Source organism: Prauserella sp. PE36, from assembly GCF_003311655.1.
Lineage (GTDB): Bacteria > Actinomycetota > Actinomycetes > Mycobacteriales > Pseudonocardiaceae > Prauserella_A > Prauserella_A endophytica.
The window spans coordinates 57577-73293 of sequence record NZ_QEQT01000091.1 but is presented as its reverse complement, the minus strand read 5'-3'; the positions used below and the strand labels follow the sequence as shown (position 1 = coordinate 73293).

Below are 15717 nucleotides of genomic sequence, written 5' to 3'. Positions count from 1 at the left end.
GGCACGATCGTGTTCGCCACGTTCGCCGGCATCTACTTCTGGTTCCCGAAGATCACCGGCCGGATGATGGACGAGCCGCTCGGCAAGCTCCACTTCTGGACCACGTTCATCGGCTTCCACGCGACGTTCCTCGTCCAGCACTGGCTGGGTGCCGAGGGCATGCCGCGCCGCTACGCCGACTACCTGGTGACCGACGGCTTCACCACGCTCAACACGATCTCCACGATCGGCGCCTACATCCTCGGTGCCTCGACGCTTCCGTTCATCTGGAACGTCTTCAAGAGCTACCGCTACGGCGAGGTCGTCACCGTGGACGACCCGTGGGGCTACGGCAACTCGCTCGAATGGGCGACCAGCTGCCCGCCGCCGAGGCACAACTTCACCGAGCTGCCCCGGATCCGGTCCGAGCGCCCAGCGTTCGAGCTGCACTACCCGCACATGGTCGAACGCATGCGCGACGAGGGCCACATCACCTTTACCGGCAAAGCGCTGCCCCACCCCGAAGCAACACCGACACCCTCCGAGGTGCTCACCACATCGGTCGATTCGGGCGGCACTACCGAACCCAGCAAGTAACCGTCAGGAACGATCATCGATACCGGCCCATCACCGATCCACATGAGGGACACATGACCGCACAACATCGCCGCATCAGCCGCCGCGACTTCTTGATCATGGGGGCAGGCGTAACGACCGCCGCTGGTCTGGCCGCCTGCACGCCCGGAAACGCTGGCACGGCCGGCCCCACCAGGATCGGGCCGAAGTCACCGGCGGTCGCCGCAGCGGAACGCAAGCGCCGCGCCGCGAGCAGCGCGTCGACATCAGTGTCGCTCGAGGCTAGCGTTAACGATGTTGACCTCGGTGGCGTTGCGGTGCGGACTTGGACCTACGGTGGTGACCTGCCCGGCAAGGAGATTCGGATCAAACGCGGTGACATGCTGAGTGCTGAACTGTCGAACAAGCTGCCCCAGCCGACATCCATTCATTGGCACGGCCTGGCATTGCGCAACGACATGGACGGCGTGCCGGTGCTTACCCAGCCAGAGATCAAAGCTGGAACCACGTTCCGCTACGATTTCGCAGCACCGGACGCGGGAACCTACTGGTTCCATCCCCACGTCGGCACCCAGCTGGACCGCGGTCTGTACGCACCGCTCATCGTCGAAGACCCCACCGACGGCTCCGACTACGACACCGAACTGGTCATCGTGCTCGACGACTGGTTGGATGGCGTCGACGGCCGAGATCCGGATGCTGTTCTGGCCGAGCTGAAGAAGAACGGCATGGTGATGGCCGAGCCCAGCGGCTCCTCCATGCCCGGAATGGACCACGGCAGCATGCCCGGAATGGGCGGAATGCCGCAGTCTGAACTGCTCGGCGGTGACGCCGGTGACGTCACGTACCGGTACGTGCTCGCCAACGGCCGCATCTCCACCGCCCCGGCCACGTTCCGGTCCAGGCCGGGACAGCGCATCCGGCTGCGGCTGGTCAACGCCGCGGCAGATACCGCCTTCCGGGTGGGCGTTCCCGGCGTGCCCATGACCGTCACGCACACTGACGGCTTCCCCGTGGTGCCTCAGCAGGCCGATGTCGCGCTACTCGGGATGGGTGAGCGTCTCGACGCGATCATCACCGTTCCAGACTCCCCCGTCCCGGTCCTAGCGTTGGCCGAAGGGCGCGACCTCTACGCGCAGGTCCTGATCCAGAGCGGCCGCCCAGGCGATCCGGCCACGGGCGCCGCCGCCGCTCCACAACTCGCAAGGCTGCCCGTACTGACGGCAAAGGACCTCAAGGCCACCGAAGAGGTCACCTTTCCGGAAAAGTCACCCGACGTGACCCACACGCTCGTGCTTGAAGGGCCTGGCGCCAAATACAGCTGGACCATCAACGAAAAGGCCTACAATCCGAACGACGGCCTGCCAATTCGATCTGGCCAGCGAGTACGCCTTCGATTCGAGAACAAATCGGAGATGTTCCACCCCATGCACCTGCACGGGCACACCTTTCAGGTGCTCGGCAAGAACGGGCGCGGAGCCCGCAAGGACACGGCGATCGTCCTGCCCGGAACCGCTCTCGACGTGGATTTCAACGCCGACAATCCCGGCCAGTGGCTGACCCACTGTCACAACCTCTATCACGGCGAAGCCGGGATGATGACTGTAGTGTCCTATGTAGAGGAATAGAACCGCAGAAGCGGCCAGCGCCATGTCACGCAGGCATTGGTCGGCCAGTGCTATTAACCCCGAGCACCCGATCGGCCCGCCCTGCTTCTGTTACCAGCAAAAACGTAGTCTTGTCACATCCAGCTCAGCGGCCGTCAGAGTGGGAGCAACCGAGTCACCTCGGCACGGCAGATCCGGAACTGTCGCGAGCTGATCACTAACCGGACGGCTTGTCTATCTTGGCCAGAGCTACTCTGAACCCGCAACTCTTGATGGCCTCGGCATGCATTTTCAGGGCCGCCCGAGAAAAGAAGTACATGATCTCTTTGAGATCTCCCGGCTTGCTGGTAGCAATGGCAAAGACAACCGTCCAGTGCGAGGCTTCGCCGAACGTGGCCCCTGGATCGAGTTGACGAAGCCTATCCATCAGTTCGTCACGGTAGGCGTGGTTCGTCATGAGCATGCGGGCGGAGACGGATCCTTGCTGGAAGAGATGGCTCATCTTGTCCGAGCCGTCCATGCGCTTGACGCAGATCAGTTGCTTGTCCCTGGTGAGCAGGTCGCAGATTTCGACCCGCTCACCAGCGCGGCCGCGATACAGGTCGCGGTCCAGCAACATATACCCACACTTCTGCGCGACCCACCGGTTGTAGCGCTCTTCCCCATAGCGACCCTCCACATGGGCCTTAAGGTAGGAATCGTCCCACCCCGGCATGGGGCGTTCTTCCGGCCACAGCTCAACGGAGTCGTGCAAGTAACGATCGACGAGCTCCACGTACTCCTGATCGATCCGAAACCATGCACCCGCGGTCAGAGTGTAGTGACGGGTCTCGCCACCAATCTGATACGGGACGCTGACCACAGCGTAGGAGCGGAGGGGTTTACGGTCCCCCACGACATGTTCGGACAGGTCGAACGGCTCCACTTTGACTGATGTCAGAGGCCTGTTCCACCCTTTGACTTGGTCGACCGCGCGGTAGACATCTTCCGTCCGCAGCTCGGTCAGCCAGGCTTGCTTCCGGTGCCGTGACAGCCGGTAGGCGTCGGCCAGCAGGTCGAACTCGTCGGGCATCGCGAAACCGACATCCCGATCGCGCCGGCACACCGCATCGGTTGCCAGGCGGTCGAGGCGCTCGACGAGCGTCTTATCCGTTTCGCGCCGAAAGTAGTCCAGGAAGGGAAAGTGTTCTCGGTACGCGGTGGACTGGTACAGATCGAGAACCTCACGCAGTTTGGGCCCGAGCTTGGTGAGGTCGAAGTCATCGATGCTCAGCTGGAGGGAGTCGGCACCCCGGGCGCTCTTGGCAAATCCGGTGACCTTGACATCTCCGCCGAACTTGCGGATCCACTCCTCGTCCGTGAGTAATCCGAGCGCGAACACCTCGTTGGGCACCGGGAGACGACTTGTGGCATTCCGGCGCCCCTTCCCCAACCCACGAGCATCCGCCATCGTGACCTTGTCTGGATCGACGCAGTTGGCGGCGACACGCAAACCGAAGTCAAGCTCGATCCTTCCAGGATCTAGGGCATGGAAGCCGGTGCCAAACGTGATGGCGAAAACGCGGCCAAGAACGTGAACCAGAAGCACAGCACCCGAACTCTTGCTCGAGATCCGGCCCTGCGACTCGACCTCAGCATCAGCGAAGATCGGGCGGACGAAGCTCACCCAACGCGCCTCGCGCTCCGGCGGCGTCCGGATGAACAAGCGCCATGCCATATCCTCCGTCGGCGGCGCCTGGAGCGGCACCTCCAGGAACAGGTCGCGCCGACGCAGTATCTCCTTGCCCAGGGCCACGCCATCACGCAGCAGATATAGCGTGATCCTCATCCAAGCCGCCGCCTCACGGCTACTACTTTGGCCAAAGACGCCACAGGTCTCGACGCCACACGCCGCCGACCACCTGTTCAGCCGCCACGATTCCGCTCGGACAGCCCAACGTGTCGTCACCGTCAGTAATCGAGCCGCGCCCGCCGGCAGGCACGCAGAGGTCACCGTGCTGGGCGTAGACCGGCGATGGTCACCATCACCAGCCGGCGGACCGCAGATTCGGAATGCAGGCTCCTCGCCGCACTGAGAGCATGCAAGCAATAGGTGGCGAGTTCGTCCGGCGCGACGTCATCTCGCAGACCACCCACCTCAGCGACTTCGGTCAGCAGCTCCTTGAACAAGTCATGGACCTGCTGCTCCGCCTCGACAACGTGCGCGCCCTTGTGCAAGACCGCGGCGAGTTCGAGAACAGCGTGATCGTGCGAGAAGCGACCGCTCGAGATGCGCGCATAGGCCTCCAGCATGGCTTGCAGACGCTCGCCGGGAGGGCCGCCCCGCTCTCGGAGTTCGCCCAACTGGTGCAGATGGCACGCGATCTGCCGTTCGTGCCAGGCACGCAGGATTGCTTCGATGTCGGGGAAGTACTTGTACAACGTCGCCCGCCCGATGCCGGACCGCTCGGCGATTTGCGACATCGTGACCGACAGCAACCCGTGCTCGCTCACCAGTTCGGCGGTGGCAGTCAAGATCGCCTCGTGCACCGTGTGGCGATGCGACGCGATCGTCTCGTTCCACAGCTTCGGCACCGGCACCCCCACAGTATACGGAACGTCGATCTCATGACATAGTATTTCTAGGCTGACAGAGTGTATCGTAAAATGGTCAAGGATCGACCAACCGAGGAGGCGTCGGTGTCGAACATGGCACGTGATCCCCTGACCGGCGATGACGGCGAGGGCGTGTCGCGCCCTGGTACGCCGCCCAGGGTCCCCCGCTGGGTCAAGGTGTCCGCGATCGTCGCGGGCACGCTGATCCTGCTGGTCGTCATCGTGCTGGTCACCGGCCTCGGCGGCGATCACGGCCCCGGCCGCCATCTCGGTGCAGGGCACACACCCTCGACAGGCGTCCTGGCGGTCCCGCTCCCGTCGGATGACCGCAGATGACGCTGTCGTCCGTCCTGCGGAAGGTGGTGCTCACGACCCACATCGCCACCTCGGTCGGCTGGCTGGGCGCGGTCGCTGCCTACCTTGCTCTCGATATCACGGCCACCGCCAGCCAAGACGTACAGACAGTGCGAGCCGCGTATCTCGCCATGGGGGCCACGGTGACCTATGTCATCGTCCCGGTGGCCATCGCATCGACGTTCATCGGAGTCCTCAACGCCCTGGGCACTCGGTGGGGCCTGTTCCGCCACTACTGGGTCCTGGTCAAACTACTACTCACCCTCGTTGCCACGACCATCTTGCTGATCGAGACGTCCACCGTGAGGTCCCTAGCGAGGGCTGCGGCCGCCGGAACCGATCCACGGGAGTTGCCCGGAACGCTGCCGCATTCGATCGGCGGCTCGCTTGTGCTAGTGATCATCCTGATCCTCTCGGTCTACAAGCCCCGTGGCGTGACGACGTACGGGTGGCGCAGGCACCAGGAGCAGGGGCGTCAGCAGCGGCCGACGCAGGTCCCTTAACACGGGCGCCACGCCGGTGGGTGACCTCGTGCTCACTGGCCCCGCCATCGCCACGCGGCATTGCGGCGCGGCCGATGAGCGCGGCGGCGACCAGAAGGACCCCGCCCGCGGTATAAGCAGCCGCGATACCGGCCACATCTGCGAGCCAGCCGCCGACCGCGAGGGAAGCCAGGCGACCGGTCTGCCAGATCAAGTCGAGGCAGCGAAAATGCGCCCCCTCATCGCGGGCGGCGTCTCGGGCTGCAGCAACGAGTTGAAGTAATGGCGCCGACAGACGTGGCGACTCCGTATCCGATCAAACGACCCAGAGCCGCGGCCGGGATGCGCGCCGCGGCGAGCACGGATCCACGGCGGCACGCAGCAGGTACGGGCCGAAGACCCAGGCAGGCCGACGCGGATGCACGAGCATCACCAGCAAGGCGCCGGTCGCACCCACGACAGTGCGGCCAGCGCCTGCGCCACAGCCAGAGCCCGTAGCACCCGGTGACGGGCCAACACATAGAAGCCCTCGCGGGCCTCACTCCACCAGGCCGCACGAGCTGCGGTGCCCGCCGAGCACGGTAGTCGCAGGCGAGCGATGACAGCGGCAGATACAGCGAAGCTCGCGGCATTGATCCAGAAAGCCGGGCCACAGCCGACAATCGCGACCACAGCGCCCGCCGCCGAGCAAGCACGATTTGCGAGACGACCGCGGGGGTCCAGATGCCCGAGTTCGCCGCAATTTACTTCTTCTCCCTTACCACAGCGGGTGGGACCGCGCCGGCTGCAGGGTTGAAGAACGACGAAGCCGCAGAGATCGCGAACGCGACGCTGTAGACGCCTAGGACGGAACCGGATTCTAGCGGCAACAGGACGGCCAGCAGCGTCCGCGCAAAGTCGGCGACGACCATAATCCGCACGGGCGAGAGACGATCGACCAGCACCCCGGCTAACGGGTGGAGCGCCAGCACCGGCACTATTTCGGCGACCACGATCCCGGTCACGCCCAGCCCCGAGCTCATCCTCTCCAGAATCAACAGGCTCAGTGCCACGGTGGCGAACGCATCACCCCAGGCGGACGCGGGACAGCGCCTCCGTCCACTTCCACGGCATACCCTGGGAGAAGCTAGAACGTTCTCCCAGGGGGAAGGTCAAGCCGGAGGTGGAGTATGAGCAGGTCGATGACCGTCGGTCAGGTCGCCGCGGCGGCCGGACTGACCCGCAAGGCAGTGCGGCTCTACGAGTACCGCGGCCTGCTGCCGCCGGTCCCGCGTACCCCGGCCTGTTACCGCCTGTACGACCAAGCGGATGTCGAGACGCTCACCTTCATCCGCCACGCTCGCGCCCTGGATCTGTCCCTCGATGAGATCCGAACCATCCTCACCCTGCGCCGCGACGGCACACCCCGTGCCCGCAGGTAGGAATCATGCTCGACGCGCGCCTCGCTGAGATCGGCAGTGCCATCACCGAACTGCAGGCCTGACGTACAAGCCTCACCGCCGCGCGCCGGGTCACGACACCCGCTGATGCCGTTTCCGAGCAAGAAGCACGGATCTGCCCGGTTATAGAGCGCTGACTCCACTCCGGTGCGGACAGCGGCGAGGCCGAGGTGGCGTTGACGGTAAAGACCAACATTGCGGGTCCGGCGACGGATGCGATCCGGGGTCGCCATCGTGCGAGGCCCAGCGAGCCAGCGGGTGCTCGATCACCACTGACGCCAATACGGCAGACCCGAACCGAGTGATTCGAAGGCCGCACCTTCGGATTGTTGCCTCCCACCTACTACTACATCTAGTATTCAGTCGAACACCGTGCGGCAGCCCCGGCTCCAGGCAGGCGCTCCGACCGTAGGGCCGCCGCGGGCAGTGTGCACATGCCGGGTACGCCACCCGCGAGCGGTACGGGAGGGTCGATGCGCGCGCGGCATGTCGTGCTGCTTGTGGGCCTGCTCGGCGCCGCTGTGATGATGGTTCCGATCGTCTTCGTCGCGGTGATCAGCGCCGTCCGATCGGCCGGCGAAGAACCCACACCCGTGCGCGCCGGGGTGGCAACGGCCAGGTTGCCGCCGTTGGCGCAAAGCATGCTGCCGCTGGTGACCACACGGATCAGCGAAACGTGTCCTGAGCTGAGCGTGCTCAGAGTTCTAGCCGAGGTCCAAGCAGAGTCTGGGTGGGACCCAGCAGCGTGGAGCGAGGACGCCAACGGTGGCGCAGTGGGACTGCTCCAGATCAACCAAGCCAACTGGGTCTCCTTGGGTGGCCGGCCGTGGACCAGCACGCCGCCCCCTCCCACTGCCGATATCAGCGACCCCAGCACCCATTTGACACTCGGTATCGACTTTCTCTGCGGCAACCTGCGGGCGATCACGCCGCACCTGCAGGAGACCGGCAAGCCTGTCGACCCGATGGACGCCGTAAGCATCTGCCACATCGCGGGGTGCAGCCGGGTCGTCGGCAGTCGTACCGGGATACCGCAGGCCGGTGAAGCCGGCTGTGGCGCGCGGTGCGCGTCGCTGGTCCGTCGATACCTCGACAACATTCGCCGCTACGAACGCGACTGGTCGGCAACTTCAACCGAACCTGGTCCCTCCGGGAAGCTGCCCCAGGGCATCGATATCGGTCAACTCGCATCCGCGAACGCATACACCGGTAGGCCAACAGGATGCACCGTTCCTGACCCCACGACAGACGGCTGTGTCACGGCCGCGACCGCCAATGGGATCGGCGAGGTGGAACGTGTTTTCGGTTCAGAGGTCCGTTCGGCAGGGTGCTTTGCTCCTCGCCCGTGGAATCCGACCAGCGATCACCCCCAGGGCAAGGGCTGCGACATCTTCCCGGATCGCGCGGGCATCTTTCCCACCGGCGAATCGCTGAGAGCGGGCTGGCGGATGGCGGCCTGGCTCCGCGTCAACGCGGAAGCCCTGCGCGTCAAGTACGTCATTTGGCAGGGGCGATACTGGGATCCGACCACCAGCGATCAGGAGGGCTGGGGCGAGCGATACACCGGCGGTGGCGTCTATAACGTGGCCGATCCAACCGGCGGCCACTACGACCACATCCACGTCAGTTTCAGGGAATAGCCGTGGTTTGGGATGCGAAAAGGATCGCCACGGCGGCTGCTTTGGCAGGCGCGGTCGGCTTGATTTGGCTGGCGGCGTCGGATGCCGATGCACCGCCCGAGGAAACGATCACATCCTCGACAGCGCCAGCGACCGAACAACCGATCGGCCCGCAAGCAAGGTCAGCTGCCGCCCCGCCGCCCGAACGCCCGGGAGTGCCCGGCAGCGGGGTTCCGTCCGGGATTGACTTCGGTCGTCCGACTGCGGTCGCCCGCGCGTACCTTGTGGCCGCGCACACCTTGCGCGACACCGACCGGGGTACAACCAACCGGCGCGTGCTGCCCTATCTCGCACCGGACAACCCGGCCAACCCACGTGGCCTGGTCGTCATCGATCCACCGCCTGCGGGTCAGACAACCACGGCCACGGTCGAGCAACTCCGGGTGGTTGGTTCGGATCAGGCAAGACAGCGAATCGCCTACGAGGCTCGCTGGTCGGGATCGACCGGACGTTCGGATCCCAGGATCGACCGGCGAGCGACGTTTGTCGTCCTCGCGCGGCAGCCGGATGGCCGTTGGCTCGTCATACAGGAATCGACTCGACTTCAGCCCGGCGACTGACCGGGCCGAGCGCTCGCATGCGAACAGAATGGAGATCGACAGCCTCCACCAGCCGGGGCAGATGGGTGGGGTGCGGAGAAAGCGTCCGGTTCCCCGCACCCCGTCCGCCGGGCAGCACAGGCTAGGAAGGCCGCCGACGGTGAGGCGTGGAATCAATCACCCGAACCTCGGAGATACTATATCACCTAGTAGTGACTTGGTCCGGCAACCGGATCAACCTACTATGGCGAATAGGGAGTTCGCGGCACACGGCGGTGAGGTAGATGTTCGGGCTAGGCGATCTGGAAGGCGCTGTGATGGACGTGCTCTGGCGCGCCCAGTCGCCAGTGAAGGTTCGCGACGTGCTCGAGACCCTCAGCGTAAACAGAAAACTCGCCTACACCACTGTCATGACGGTGCTGGACAATCTCCATCGCAAGGGATGGGCCGAGCGCGAGCGGGATGGCAAGGCCTACCGCTACCGCCCGGCGTTCACCCGTGAAGAGGCCGCGGTTCGAGCGTTGCGCGAGGCGCTGGATGCCTCTGGTAACCCGCGAGCTGCGCTCCTACATTTCGCCAACTCAGCATCGGAGCGGGAGACGGAGATCCTGCGCGCCGCGCTGGCCGCTAAGGCTAACCGCCAATGATCGTGGCCGTATCGCTGCTCCTGGGAGCACTTGCCGCGGGGTGGTTCGTTCCGCGTCAACTGCTTCGCGCGGACCTCCGCCGCCGTGATCCCAGGCCCTTGATCGCCGCGTGGCTGCTGGCCATGTCCGGCGTGGCCCTCGCCGGGATCACGGGTGTCGTGCTGCTCCTGGCACCGGATCACGCGGCGCCCAGCCCGCTGACCTGGGCACTGAGCCAGTGCTGGACCGCGCTGCAGCACGGCTCACCACCCAAACTCGAAGAGATCATCGGCGTGCTCAGCGCCGCGATACTCGCGGGCCTGATCGCACGTTTCGCCATCGTCGCTGTCCGGGAGTTCCTCCAGTGGCGACGGGCGAGCCACGAGCGGCTGGCGGTGCTCCGGCTGGTTGCCCGCACCGACGACCACTCCCCGAAGACGCTGTGGCTGGCGCACGATCGCCCGTTGGCGTTCAGTCTTGGCAACCGCCCCGGCGTCATAGTCGCCACGGAAGGACTGCGGCGACATCTTCCGCCTGAAGGCGTCGCGGCCGTGCTGGCGCACGAACGGGCTCACCTTCGCGGCCGCCACCATCTCCTGATCCTGATCGCAGGCATCCTGCGTCGGACCATGCCGTTCGTGCCGCTGTTCCAGCAGGCCGACACCGCCCTCCGTGAGCTTGTCGAGCTGGCCGCCGACGTCTCGGCGGTCCGCACCTGCGGAGCGTCGGCCGTCCGCTCGGCCTTGCTGGGCGTCGCAGGTCCGGGAACACCCGAAGTCGCGCTGGCGATGGCACGGGACGCTGTCACGTTGCGACTCGCCCGCTTGCAGCACGCCGCTCAGCCCGCTGGTGGCGTTCGCGCAGCCCTCGCCTGCGGCATCGCAGGAATGGCGGCCACCGCATTGCCGTTTCTCACCAGCGCTGCGCTGCTCTTCGGCGTCACCATAGTTGCTTGCCCGGCGAATGGCTGGTGACCGGCTGACGCCGCAACGCCGCCGCCATCAGTGCCACGAGCGCGAAGCTCACGATCGCCCATTCGGTAGTGCTGCCGAGCCTGGTCGCCACCGTGGTGGTCGACCGCAGCGGTACCTGTTCGACCATCGACTCCGAGGTGAACTGTCCGGTGCGGCGGAGGTCCGGGTCGCCGCGTCCGGGCGCGAACACGTTCGACGACTCGGGCAGGATCACGAGGTCGGGTGAAGGACCTCGGCCGGCACGGACATCATCGACAAGTTGGTTAGCCTGAGCGATATGATTGGCCCGCACCGTCGCACTCCGGCCCAGGAGCGCGAGGCCGCTGTCGGGCGCGTTTCCCTGAACCACGGCGACATTCATGATCCCGTCCTCCGCCCCGGTCTCGATCAACGACGCCGCCAGCCAACCGGCCAGCACCGGTAACACACCGATCAGGCCTGGCGCAATCGACCGGCGCGGTGTTTGCCGGATTCGCAGCGCCACGACGCCGAGTCCGCAGCCGGCGAGCGCCACGGCGAAGCCCACCAGAACCGCTCCACCCACTACCGCGAGTGGCAGGAAGATCCCCCTCAGGCTGGGTGAATGCGACGCGCCCCCACGGGAATCCGCCGTACGGAACTCGTGAGCGCACCGCCTCCGCAGCCACGACGACCGCGGCCATCCACACAGGGGCCATGGGCAGTCGGCTGACCTTCGCCATGCCTGCTCCCATCAGGCCGAAGAACAACGCTTCCAACCCCACCAGGCCCAACCATGGCCAGACGCCGAAGGCAACCCCCAAGAAATCATCCAGCCACTGCAGTAGCGGCAAAAGGTACGTGACGCCGAACGCCACACCAGCGCCGAATGCATGCCGCACGGGGCGACCGGAGACGGCCAGCACCAACAACGCGAACGCAACCGTCGCGAGCGACCACAGCGGTCGGGGTGGTGAGGCGACAAAGAGGACAATGCCGCCGCCTGCAGCCGCACCAAGGCGAAGCCAAGGTGCAGTCCCCACCACGCGAGCGGAGAAGCACCACCGCGATGTGCGTGCGGGCCGACTCACTCCCTGCGAATCAACCTCCACAGCCACCCGCCCAGCCCTTCTAGCACCACTACTACTATTACAGATAGTAACTTGGTCTGGACACTAGCCGGCCGAGTAACCCTCTCCTCGATGCTGCCGGGTGATCCCGGCCCGCCCGGGCACATGCCCGGGAGCTTGGCAGCGCGTCGACTGATCCGCTCGACAGCTACTGGGTCACCCCGTCGATGTTGCCCTTCTCACGGCATCGCACAGGGACCTGATCTCTCGTTGGGTGTTGTAGTAGTGCACCGAGGCGCGTACCAGCTCATCGAGTCCTCTGTTCTCCATGTCCACCCTCGTCGAGGGAGCGCGCGACACGCTGACATTGATCCCTCGGGTGGCGAGGCGTTGCTTGACATCGGCCGGGGCGACGCCGTCCACGGTGAAGGCCACGATCCCGCAACGTTCGGCACCCACGTCGCGGAGCTTTACTCCGGGCAACTCCTCCAGCCGTGCACGCAGTTCGTCGGCCAACATGTACACCCGCTCGCGGATGCGGTCCAAGCCCCAGCCAAGGGCGTAATCAATGGCTGTTCCCAGCCCGATCTTGGCCGCATAGTTGCACTCCCACGACTCGAACCGGCGGGCGTCCGGCCGCATGCGGTACTCATCTCGGGCTGTCCAGGTGGCCGCATGCAGGTCCAGCATCGGTGGCGAGAGTTGATCGAGCAGGTCCTGGCGGACGTAGAGTAAGCCGGTGCCTCGTGGGCCGCGAAGGTACTTGCGTCCCGTCAGTGATAGCAGGTCGCAGCCGATCTCACCGACATCGAGCGGCATCTGCCCCGCGGACTGACACGCATCAAGCAGATAGAGCACACCGGCCTCCCGCGCGACTTTGCCGACTTCGGCGGCTGGATTGACAAGGCCGCAGTTGGTCGGCACGTGGGTCAACGAGATCAGCCGTACCCGCTCGTCAATCAGCTCACGCAACCGTGGCACGGAGATCTGCCCGGATTCGTCGTTGGCGACCACCTCGACCTTGAGATCGTAGCGGGCGGCAAGCTGGAGGTATGCGATGAAGTTGCTGCCGTACTCGGCCTCGCTGGTCAGGATCCGATCGCCGGCCCTGAACGGAATCGAGTAGAACGCCATATCCCAGGCACGAGTGGCGCTGTCGAGCACAGCGATCTCGCTGGGCTCGCAGCCGAGGAGACATGCCGCAGAGGCATAGGCCGCATCGATGGTCGCGGCGGCCTCCGCGGCCGCCTCGTAGCCCCCGATACGCGCCTCCAGCCTCAGATGCGAGACGGTACTGTCCAGCACAGACGCGGGCATCAGTGAGGCACCCGCGTTGTTGAAGTGCACGACGTTGCTGCAACCTGGTGTCTCTCGCCGCGCAGTCTCCACATCAAAGGCATCGATCGCCAGCGCCGTCATACCGCCTCTTCCCCCACACGCGGTGCCGGAGCGTCGACCACCGCGCCGGAGTGATCGACGAGCCTGAGGAACGTGCGCACCCGCTCCTTCGACGGACGCGTAAAGAACGCTTCGGCCGTTGCGTCCTCGACGACCACTCCACCGTCCATGAATACGATCCGGTCAGCTACCTCCCGCGCGAAGTGTGTCTCGTGGGTAACGATCACCATTGTCATGCCATCGCCAGCAAGCTCCTGGATAACCTCCAGCACCTCGGCGTGCAACTCTGGGTCGAGGGCGGAAGTCGGTTCGTCGAAGAGCACGACCTCCGGCTCCATAGCCAGCGCACGCGCGATCGCCACCCGCTGCTTCTGCCCCCCGGACAGTCGAGACGGATGGACATCGCGCTTGTCGGCCAGTCCAACTCGGTCCAATAGGCGCTCCCCGAGTGCGATCGCTTCGGCGGTCGGTAGCTTCCGCACCTGTCGGGGGCCTTCGATCACGTTGCCCAGTGCGGTCATATGGGGGAAGAGGTTGAACTGCTGGAAAACCATGCCGGTTTGCTGCCGTGCTCGCTGCATCAGCCGTGCCCGGCCGCGTCCGTCACGGCTAGCGCCGCAGGAGAACGCGCAGTCACAGATGCGCACGTGTCCGGAGTCGGGTTCCTCGAGCAGGTTCATGCATCGCACGAGAGTGGTCTTTCCAGAACCGGATGGCCCCATGAGTACGACGACCTCACCTCGCTCGACCGAGAGATCGACGCCGCGCAGGACCTCAAGTTCGCCGAAGGCTTTGTGGATGCCGGTGAGTTCGATCGGGGGCTTTGTCATGCGTACGCCTTTCCCAGTCGCCGTTCGAGCATCCCCTGCCCGACCGACAACAGCGTGTTGATAAGCCAGTACATGGCACCGATCATCAGGAACGCCTCCATGTACCGGAAGTTCGCGTTGCCGATGCTCTCCGCGACGCGAGTCAGTTCGACAACGGTAACCACTGACGCTAGCGAGGTGTCCTTCATCAGCGCGATGAACCGGCCGCCAACGGCCGGGGTGGCGATCCTGATCGCCTGCGGGAAGATGATCCTGCGGAACGTGCGCCAGTACGGCATACCGATGGACGAGGCGGCTTCCCACTGCCCTTTGTCCACACCGAGAATGCCGCCTCTGAAGTTCTCACTGAGGTAGGCTCCGGCAAACAGACTCAACGCAAGGATCGCCGACGGAATTGGTTCCAGCTGTACGCCAAGCTGCGGCAGACCAAAGTAGATGATCATGATCTGAATGAGCAGCGGGGTTCCCCGAAAGATCGAGACATACATGATCGCAGAACCCCTGAGGACGCGGAATGCGGAAATACGCGCCAGGGCGACCAAGGCGCCGAGAGCAGAACCCAGTACAAAGGACACTACGCCGAGCAGCAGGGTGATACCCAGGCCCCGGAGGAGCATGGGGAACGAGTCAACCAGCATGTCCATCGATTGCTCCTAGCTCTGTTCCGGCTGCAGTTCCTTGAGCTCTTCCACCATGTCCAGGCCACCCAGCCACTTGCGGGATATCTTTGTCAGGGACCCGTCCTCAATCATGTCGGCAATTGCTTTGTCGATCTCCTTCTTGAACTCGGCTGAGCCCTTCCGGAAGGACATGGCGTTGACCTCGCTCTCCAACAGGGGCCCGACTGGCTTGACGTGCAGGCCGTTCTGCTTAGCCAGGTAGCTACCCTGGAAGCGGGAAACCAGCATGGCGTCTGCGTTGCCGCGCCCCAGGTCGGTCAGGCCCAGCGTTGCATTCTGGTACGTCTTCACCTGGGCATCAGGGACCTCCTCGCTGGCGAACTTCTCTTGCGTGGTTCCGGCCGAGACGGCGATGACCTTTCCTCGTAGATCTTCGAGCGAGTCGATCGAGTTCGTGGACGACGCGGTGAAGATCGAGACACCGTTGACCTGGTAGGGACTCGAAAAGTCGACCTGCTGTTTCCGTTCGTCGGTCACCGTCTGGCCGGAGATGACGATGTCAAACCGCCCCGCCCGGACGCCCTCGATGAAGCTCTGGAAGTTCGACGCGACGAACTCGACGTTGTCAACACCGATCCGCCGGGCCACCTCACGTGCCACGTCGACGTCGTAACCGACTGGCTGCCCCGAGGCATCGAGGAAGTTCCACGGTGGATTCGCCTGCGTGAGCGCCACGCGCAAGGTGCCGTTGTCGCGCACCTGCTGCAGGACGTCACCGGAACTCCCGCTGGAGCAAGCCACGAGCACTCCACTGACAACGACGGCAACTAGCGAGACCGCGGCCTTGAACGGCCGCCGGATATGTGACATTCCCATAACGCCTCCATCTGCGGGTGAAAGCCGCTGGACGAAGCGGCCCGCGGCAACGCCGAGCCGGCCTTCGCCGTGGTCAGGCCAGGTGGCGTCGGTGTCGACGACCGCCCGCGGATCT

Annotated in this window: 18 protein-coding genes and 1 pseudogene; 10 read left to right on the top strand and 9 right to left on the bottom strand. The window is 64.9% G+C overall.

The genetic code is table 11. From position 1 onward, the window contains the following. Window positions 1-576, top strand: a 576-nt coding sequence (locus DI005_RS28630; RefSeq protein WP_199543279.1) for a cbb3-type cytochrome c oxidase subunit I, incomplete at its 5' end; no start/stop codon positions are given. 53 nt (window positions 577-629) lie between these two features. Beyond that, window positions 630-2183 carry a multicopper oxidase family protein gene (locus tag DI005_RS28625; RefSeq protein WP_113644205.1) on the top strand — a complete coding sequence of 518 codons (1554 nt, stop codon included), beginning with the start codon at window positions 630-632 and terminating at the stop codon, window positions 2181-2183. 196 nt (window positions 2184-2379) lie between these two features. On the opposite strand, the gene DI005_RS28620 is transcribed toward DI005_RS28625, so the two are convergent. Then, window positions 2380-3990, bottom strand: a complete 1611-nt coding sequence (locus DI005_RS28620; protein ID WP_113644204.1) for a DUF6119 family protein — start codon at window positions 3988-3990, stop codon at window positions 2380-2382. A gap of 161 nt (window positions 3991-4151) precedes the next feature. Further along, complete coding sequence (locus tag DI005_RS28615) at window positions 4152-4742, bottom strand: TetR/AcrR family transcriptional regulator (protein WP_233520348.1); 591 nt, start codon at window positions 4740-4742, stop codon at window positions 4152-4154. A 108-nt stretch (window positions 4743-4850) separates the two neighbouring features. On the opposite strand from DI005_RS28615, the gene DI005_RS28610 reads away from it, so the two are divergent. Genes DI005_RS28610 through DI005_RS38740 form a run of 3 tightly spaced genes read left to right on the top strand, consistent with a single transcriptional unit; the run spans window position 4851 to window position 5876 of the window. Next, window positions 4851-5093 (top strand): hypothetical protein, encoded by a 243-nt coding sequence (locus DI005_RS28610; RefSeq protein ID WP_147263919.1) that lies wholly within the window; start codon window positions 4851-4853, stop codon window positions 5091-5093. Then, on the top strand, window positions 5090-5614 hold the full coding sequence (locus DI005_RS28605; RefSeq protein WP_233520347.1) for a DUF2269 domain-containing protein: 525 nt from the start codon (window positions 5090-5092) through the stop codon (window positions 5612-5614). The genes DI005_RS28610 and DI005_RS28605 overlap by 4 nt, the downstream gene beginning before the upstream one ends. A gap of 16 nt (window positions 5615-5630) precedes the next feature. After that, window positions 5631-5876, top strand: a complete 246-nt coding sequence (locus DI005_RS38740; protein ID WP_199543277.1) for a hypothetical protein — start codon at window positions 5631-5633, stop codon at window positions 5874-5876. Between the two features lie 460 nt (window positions 5877-6336). On the opposite strand, the gene DI005_RS38735 is transcribed toward DI005_RS38740, so the two are convergent. After that, entirely contained in the window at window positions 6337-6645 is a 309-nt protein-coding gene (locus DI005_RS38735; protein WP_199543275.1) for a hypothetical protein, read from the bottom strand. A 117-nt stretch (window positions 6646-6762) separates the two neighbouring features. On the opposite strand from DI005_RS38735, the gene DI005_RS39235 reads away from it, so the two are divergent. The 5 genes from DI005_RS39235 to DI005_RS28580 all read left to right on the top strand — a co-directional run bounded on the left by DI005_RS39235 (window position 6763) and on the right by DI005_RS28580 (window position 10850). Continuing rightward, window positions 6763-7014 carry a MerR family transcriptional regulator gene (locus DI005_RS39235; RefSeq protein WP_233520346.1) on the top strand — a complete coding sequence of 84 codons (252 nt, stop codon included), beginning with the start codon at window positions 6763-6765 and terminating at the stop codon, window positions 7012-7014. Between the two features lie 491 nt (window positions 7015-7505). Continuing rightward, a complete protein-coding gene (locus tag DI005_RS28590; RefSeq protein WP_158559917.1) occupies window positions 7506-8672 on the top strand; it encodes a transglycosylase SLT domain-containing protein in 1167 nt (388 codons plus the stop codon). A 2-nt stretch (window positions 8673-8674) separates the two neighbouring features. After that, entirely contained in the window at window positions 8675-9271 is a 597-nt protein-coding gene (locus DI005_RS38025; protein WP_147263917.1) for a hypothetical protein, read from the top strand. Window positions 9272-9534: 263 nt separating this feature from the next. Next, window positions 9535-9897: a BlaI/MecI/CopY family transcriptional regulator gene (locus DI005_RS28585; protein ID WP_113644201.1), complete on the top strand. Its 363-nt coding sequence runs from the start codon at window positions 9535-9537 to the stop codon at window positions 9895-9897. After that, window positions 9894-10850, top strand: coding sequence for a M56 family metallopeptidase (locus DI005_RS28580; protein WP_113644200.1), 957 nt, complete (start codon window positions 9894-9896; stop codon window positions 10848-10850). The genes DI005_RS28585 and DI005_RS28580 overlap by 4 nt, the downstream gene beginning before the upstream one ends. On the opposite strand, the gene DI005_RS28575 is transcribed toward DI005_RS28580, so the two are convergent. From DI005_RS28575 to DI005_RS28555, 6 genes and pseudogenes are all read right to left on the bottom strand, one after another. Beyond that, on the bottom strand, window positions 10816-11376 hold the full coding sequence (locus DI005_RS28575; RefSeq protein WP_113644199.1) for a hypothetical protein: 561 nt from the start codon (window positions 11374-11376) through the stop codon (window positions 10816-10818). The two genes, DI005_RS28580 and DI005_RS28575, sit on opposite strands and share 35 nt — an antisense overlap. A 52-nt stretch (window positions 11377-11428) precedes the next feature. After that, window positions 11429-11851, bottom strand: a pseudogene (locus DI005_RS39775) (apolipoprotein N-acyltransferase); the annotation flags it as partial. A gap of 243 nt (window positions 11852-12094) precedes the next feature. Next, window positions 12095-13297, bottom strand: coding sequence for an aminotransferase class V-fold PLP-dependent enzyme (locus DI005_RS28570; protein ID WP_113644198.1), 1203 nt, complete (start codon window positions 13295-13297; stop codon window positions 12095-12097). Beyond that, window positions 13294-14106, bottom strand: coding sequence for an amino acid ABC transporter ATP-binding protein (locus DI005_RS28565; RefSeq protein ID WP_110343987.1), 813 nt, complete (start codon window positions 14104-14106; stop codon window positions 13294-13296). The genes DI005_RS28570 and DI005_RS28565 overlap by 4 nt, the downstream gene beginning before the upstream one ends. Continuing rightward, window positions 14103-14750 carry an amino acid ABC transporter permease gene (locus tag DI005_RS28560; RefSeq protein WP_110343988.1) on the bottom strand — a complete coding sequence of 216 codons (648 nt, stop codon included), beginning with the start codon at window positions 14748-14750 and terminating at the stop codon, window positions 14103-14105. Before DI005_RS28560 ends, DI005_RS28565 begins: the two co-directional genes overlap by 4 nt. A 9-nt stretch (window positions 14751-14759) precedes the next feature. Further along, a complete protein-coding gene (locus DI005_RS28555) occupies window positions 14760-15602 on the bottom strand; it encodes an ABC transporter substrate-binding protein (protein ID WP_233520345.1) in 843 nt (280 codons plus the stop codon). Window positions 15603-15717 lie beyond the last annotated feature (115 nt).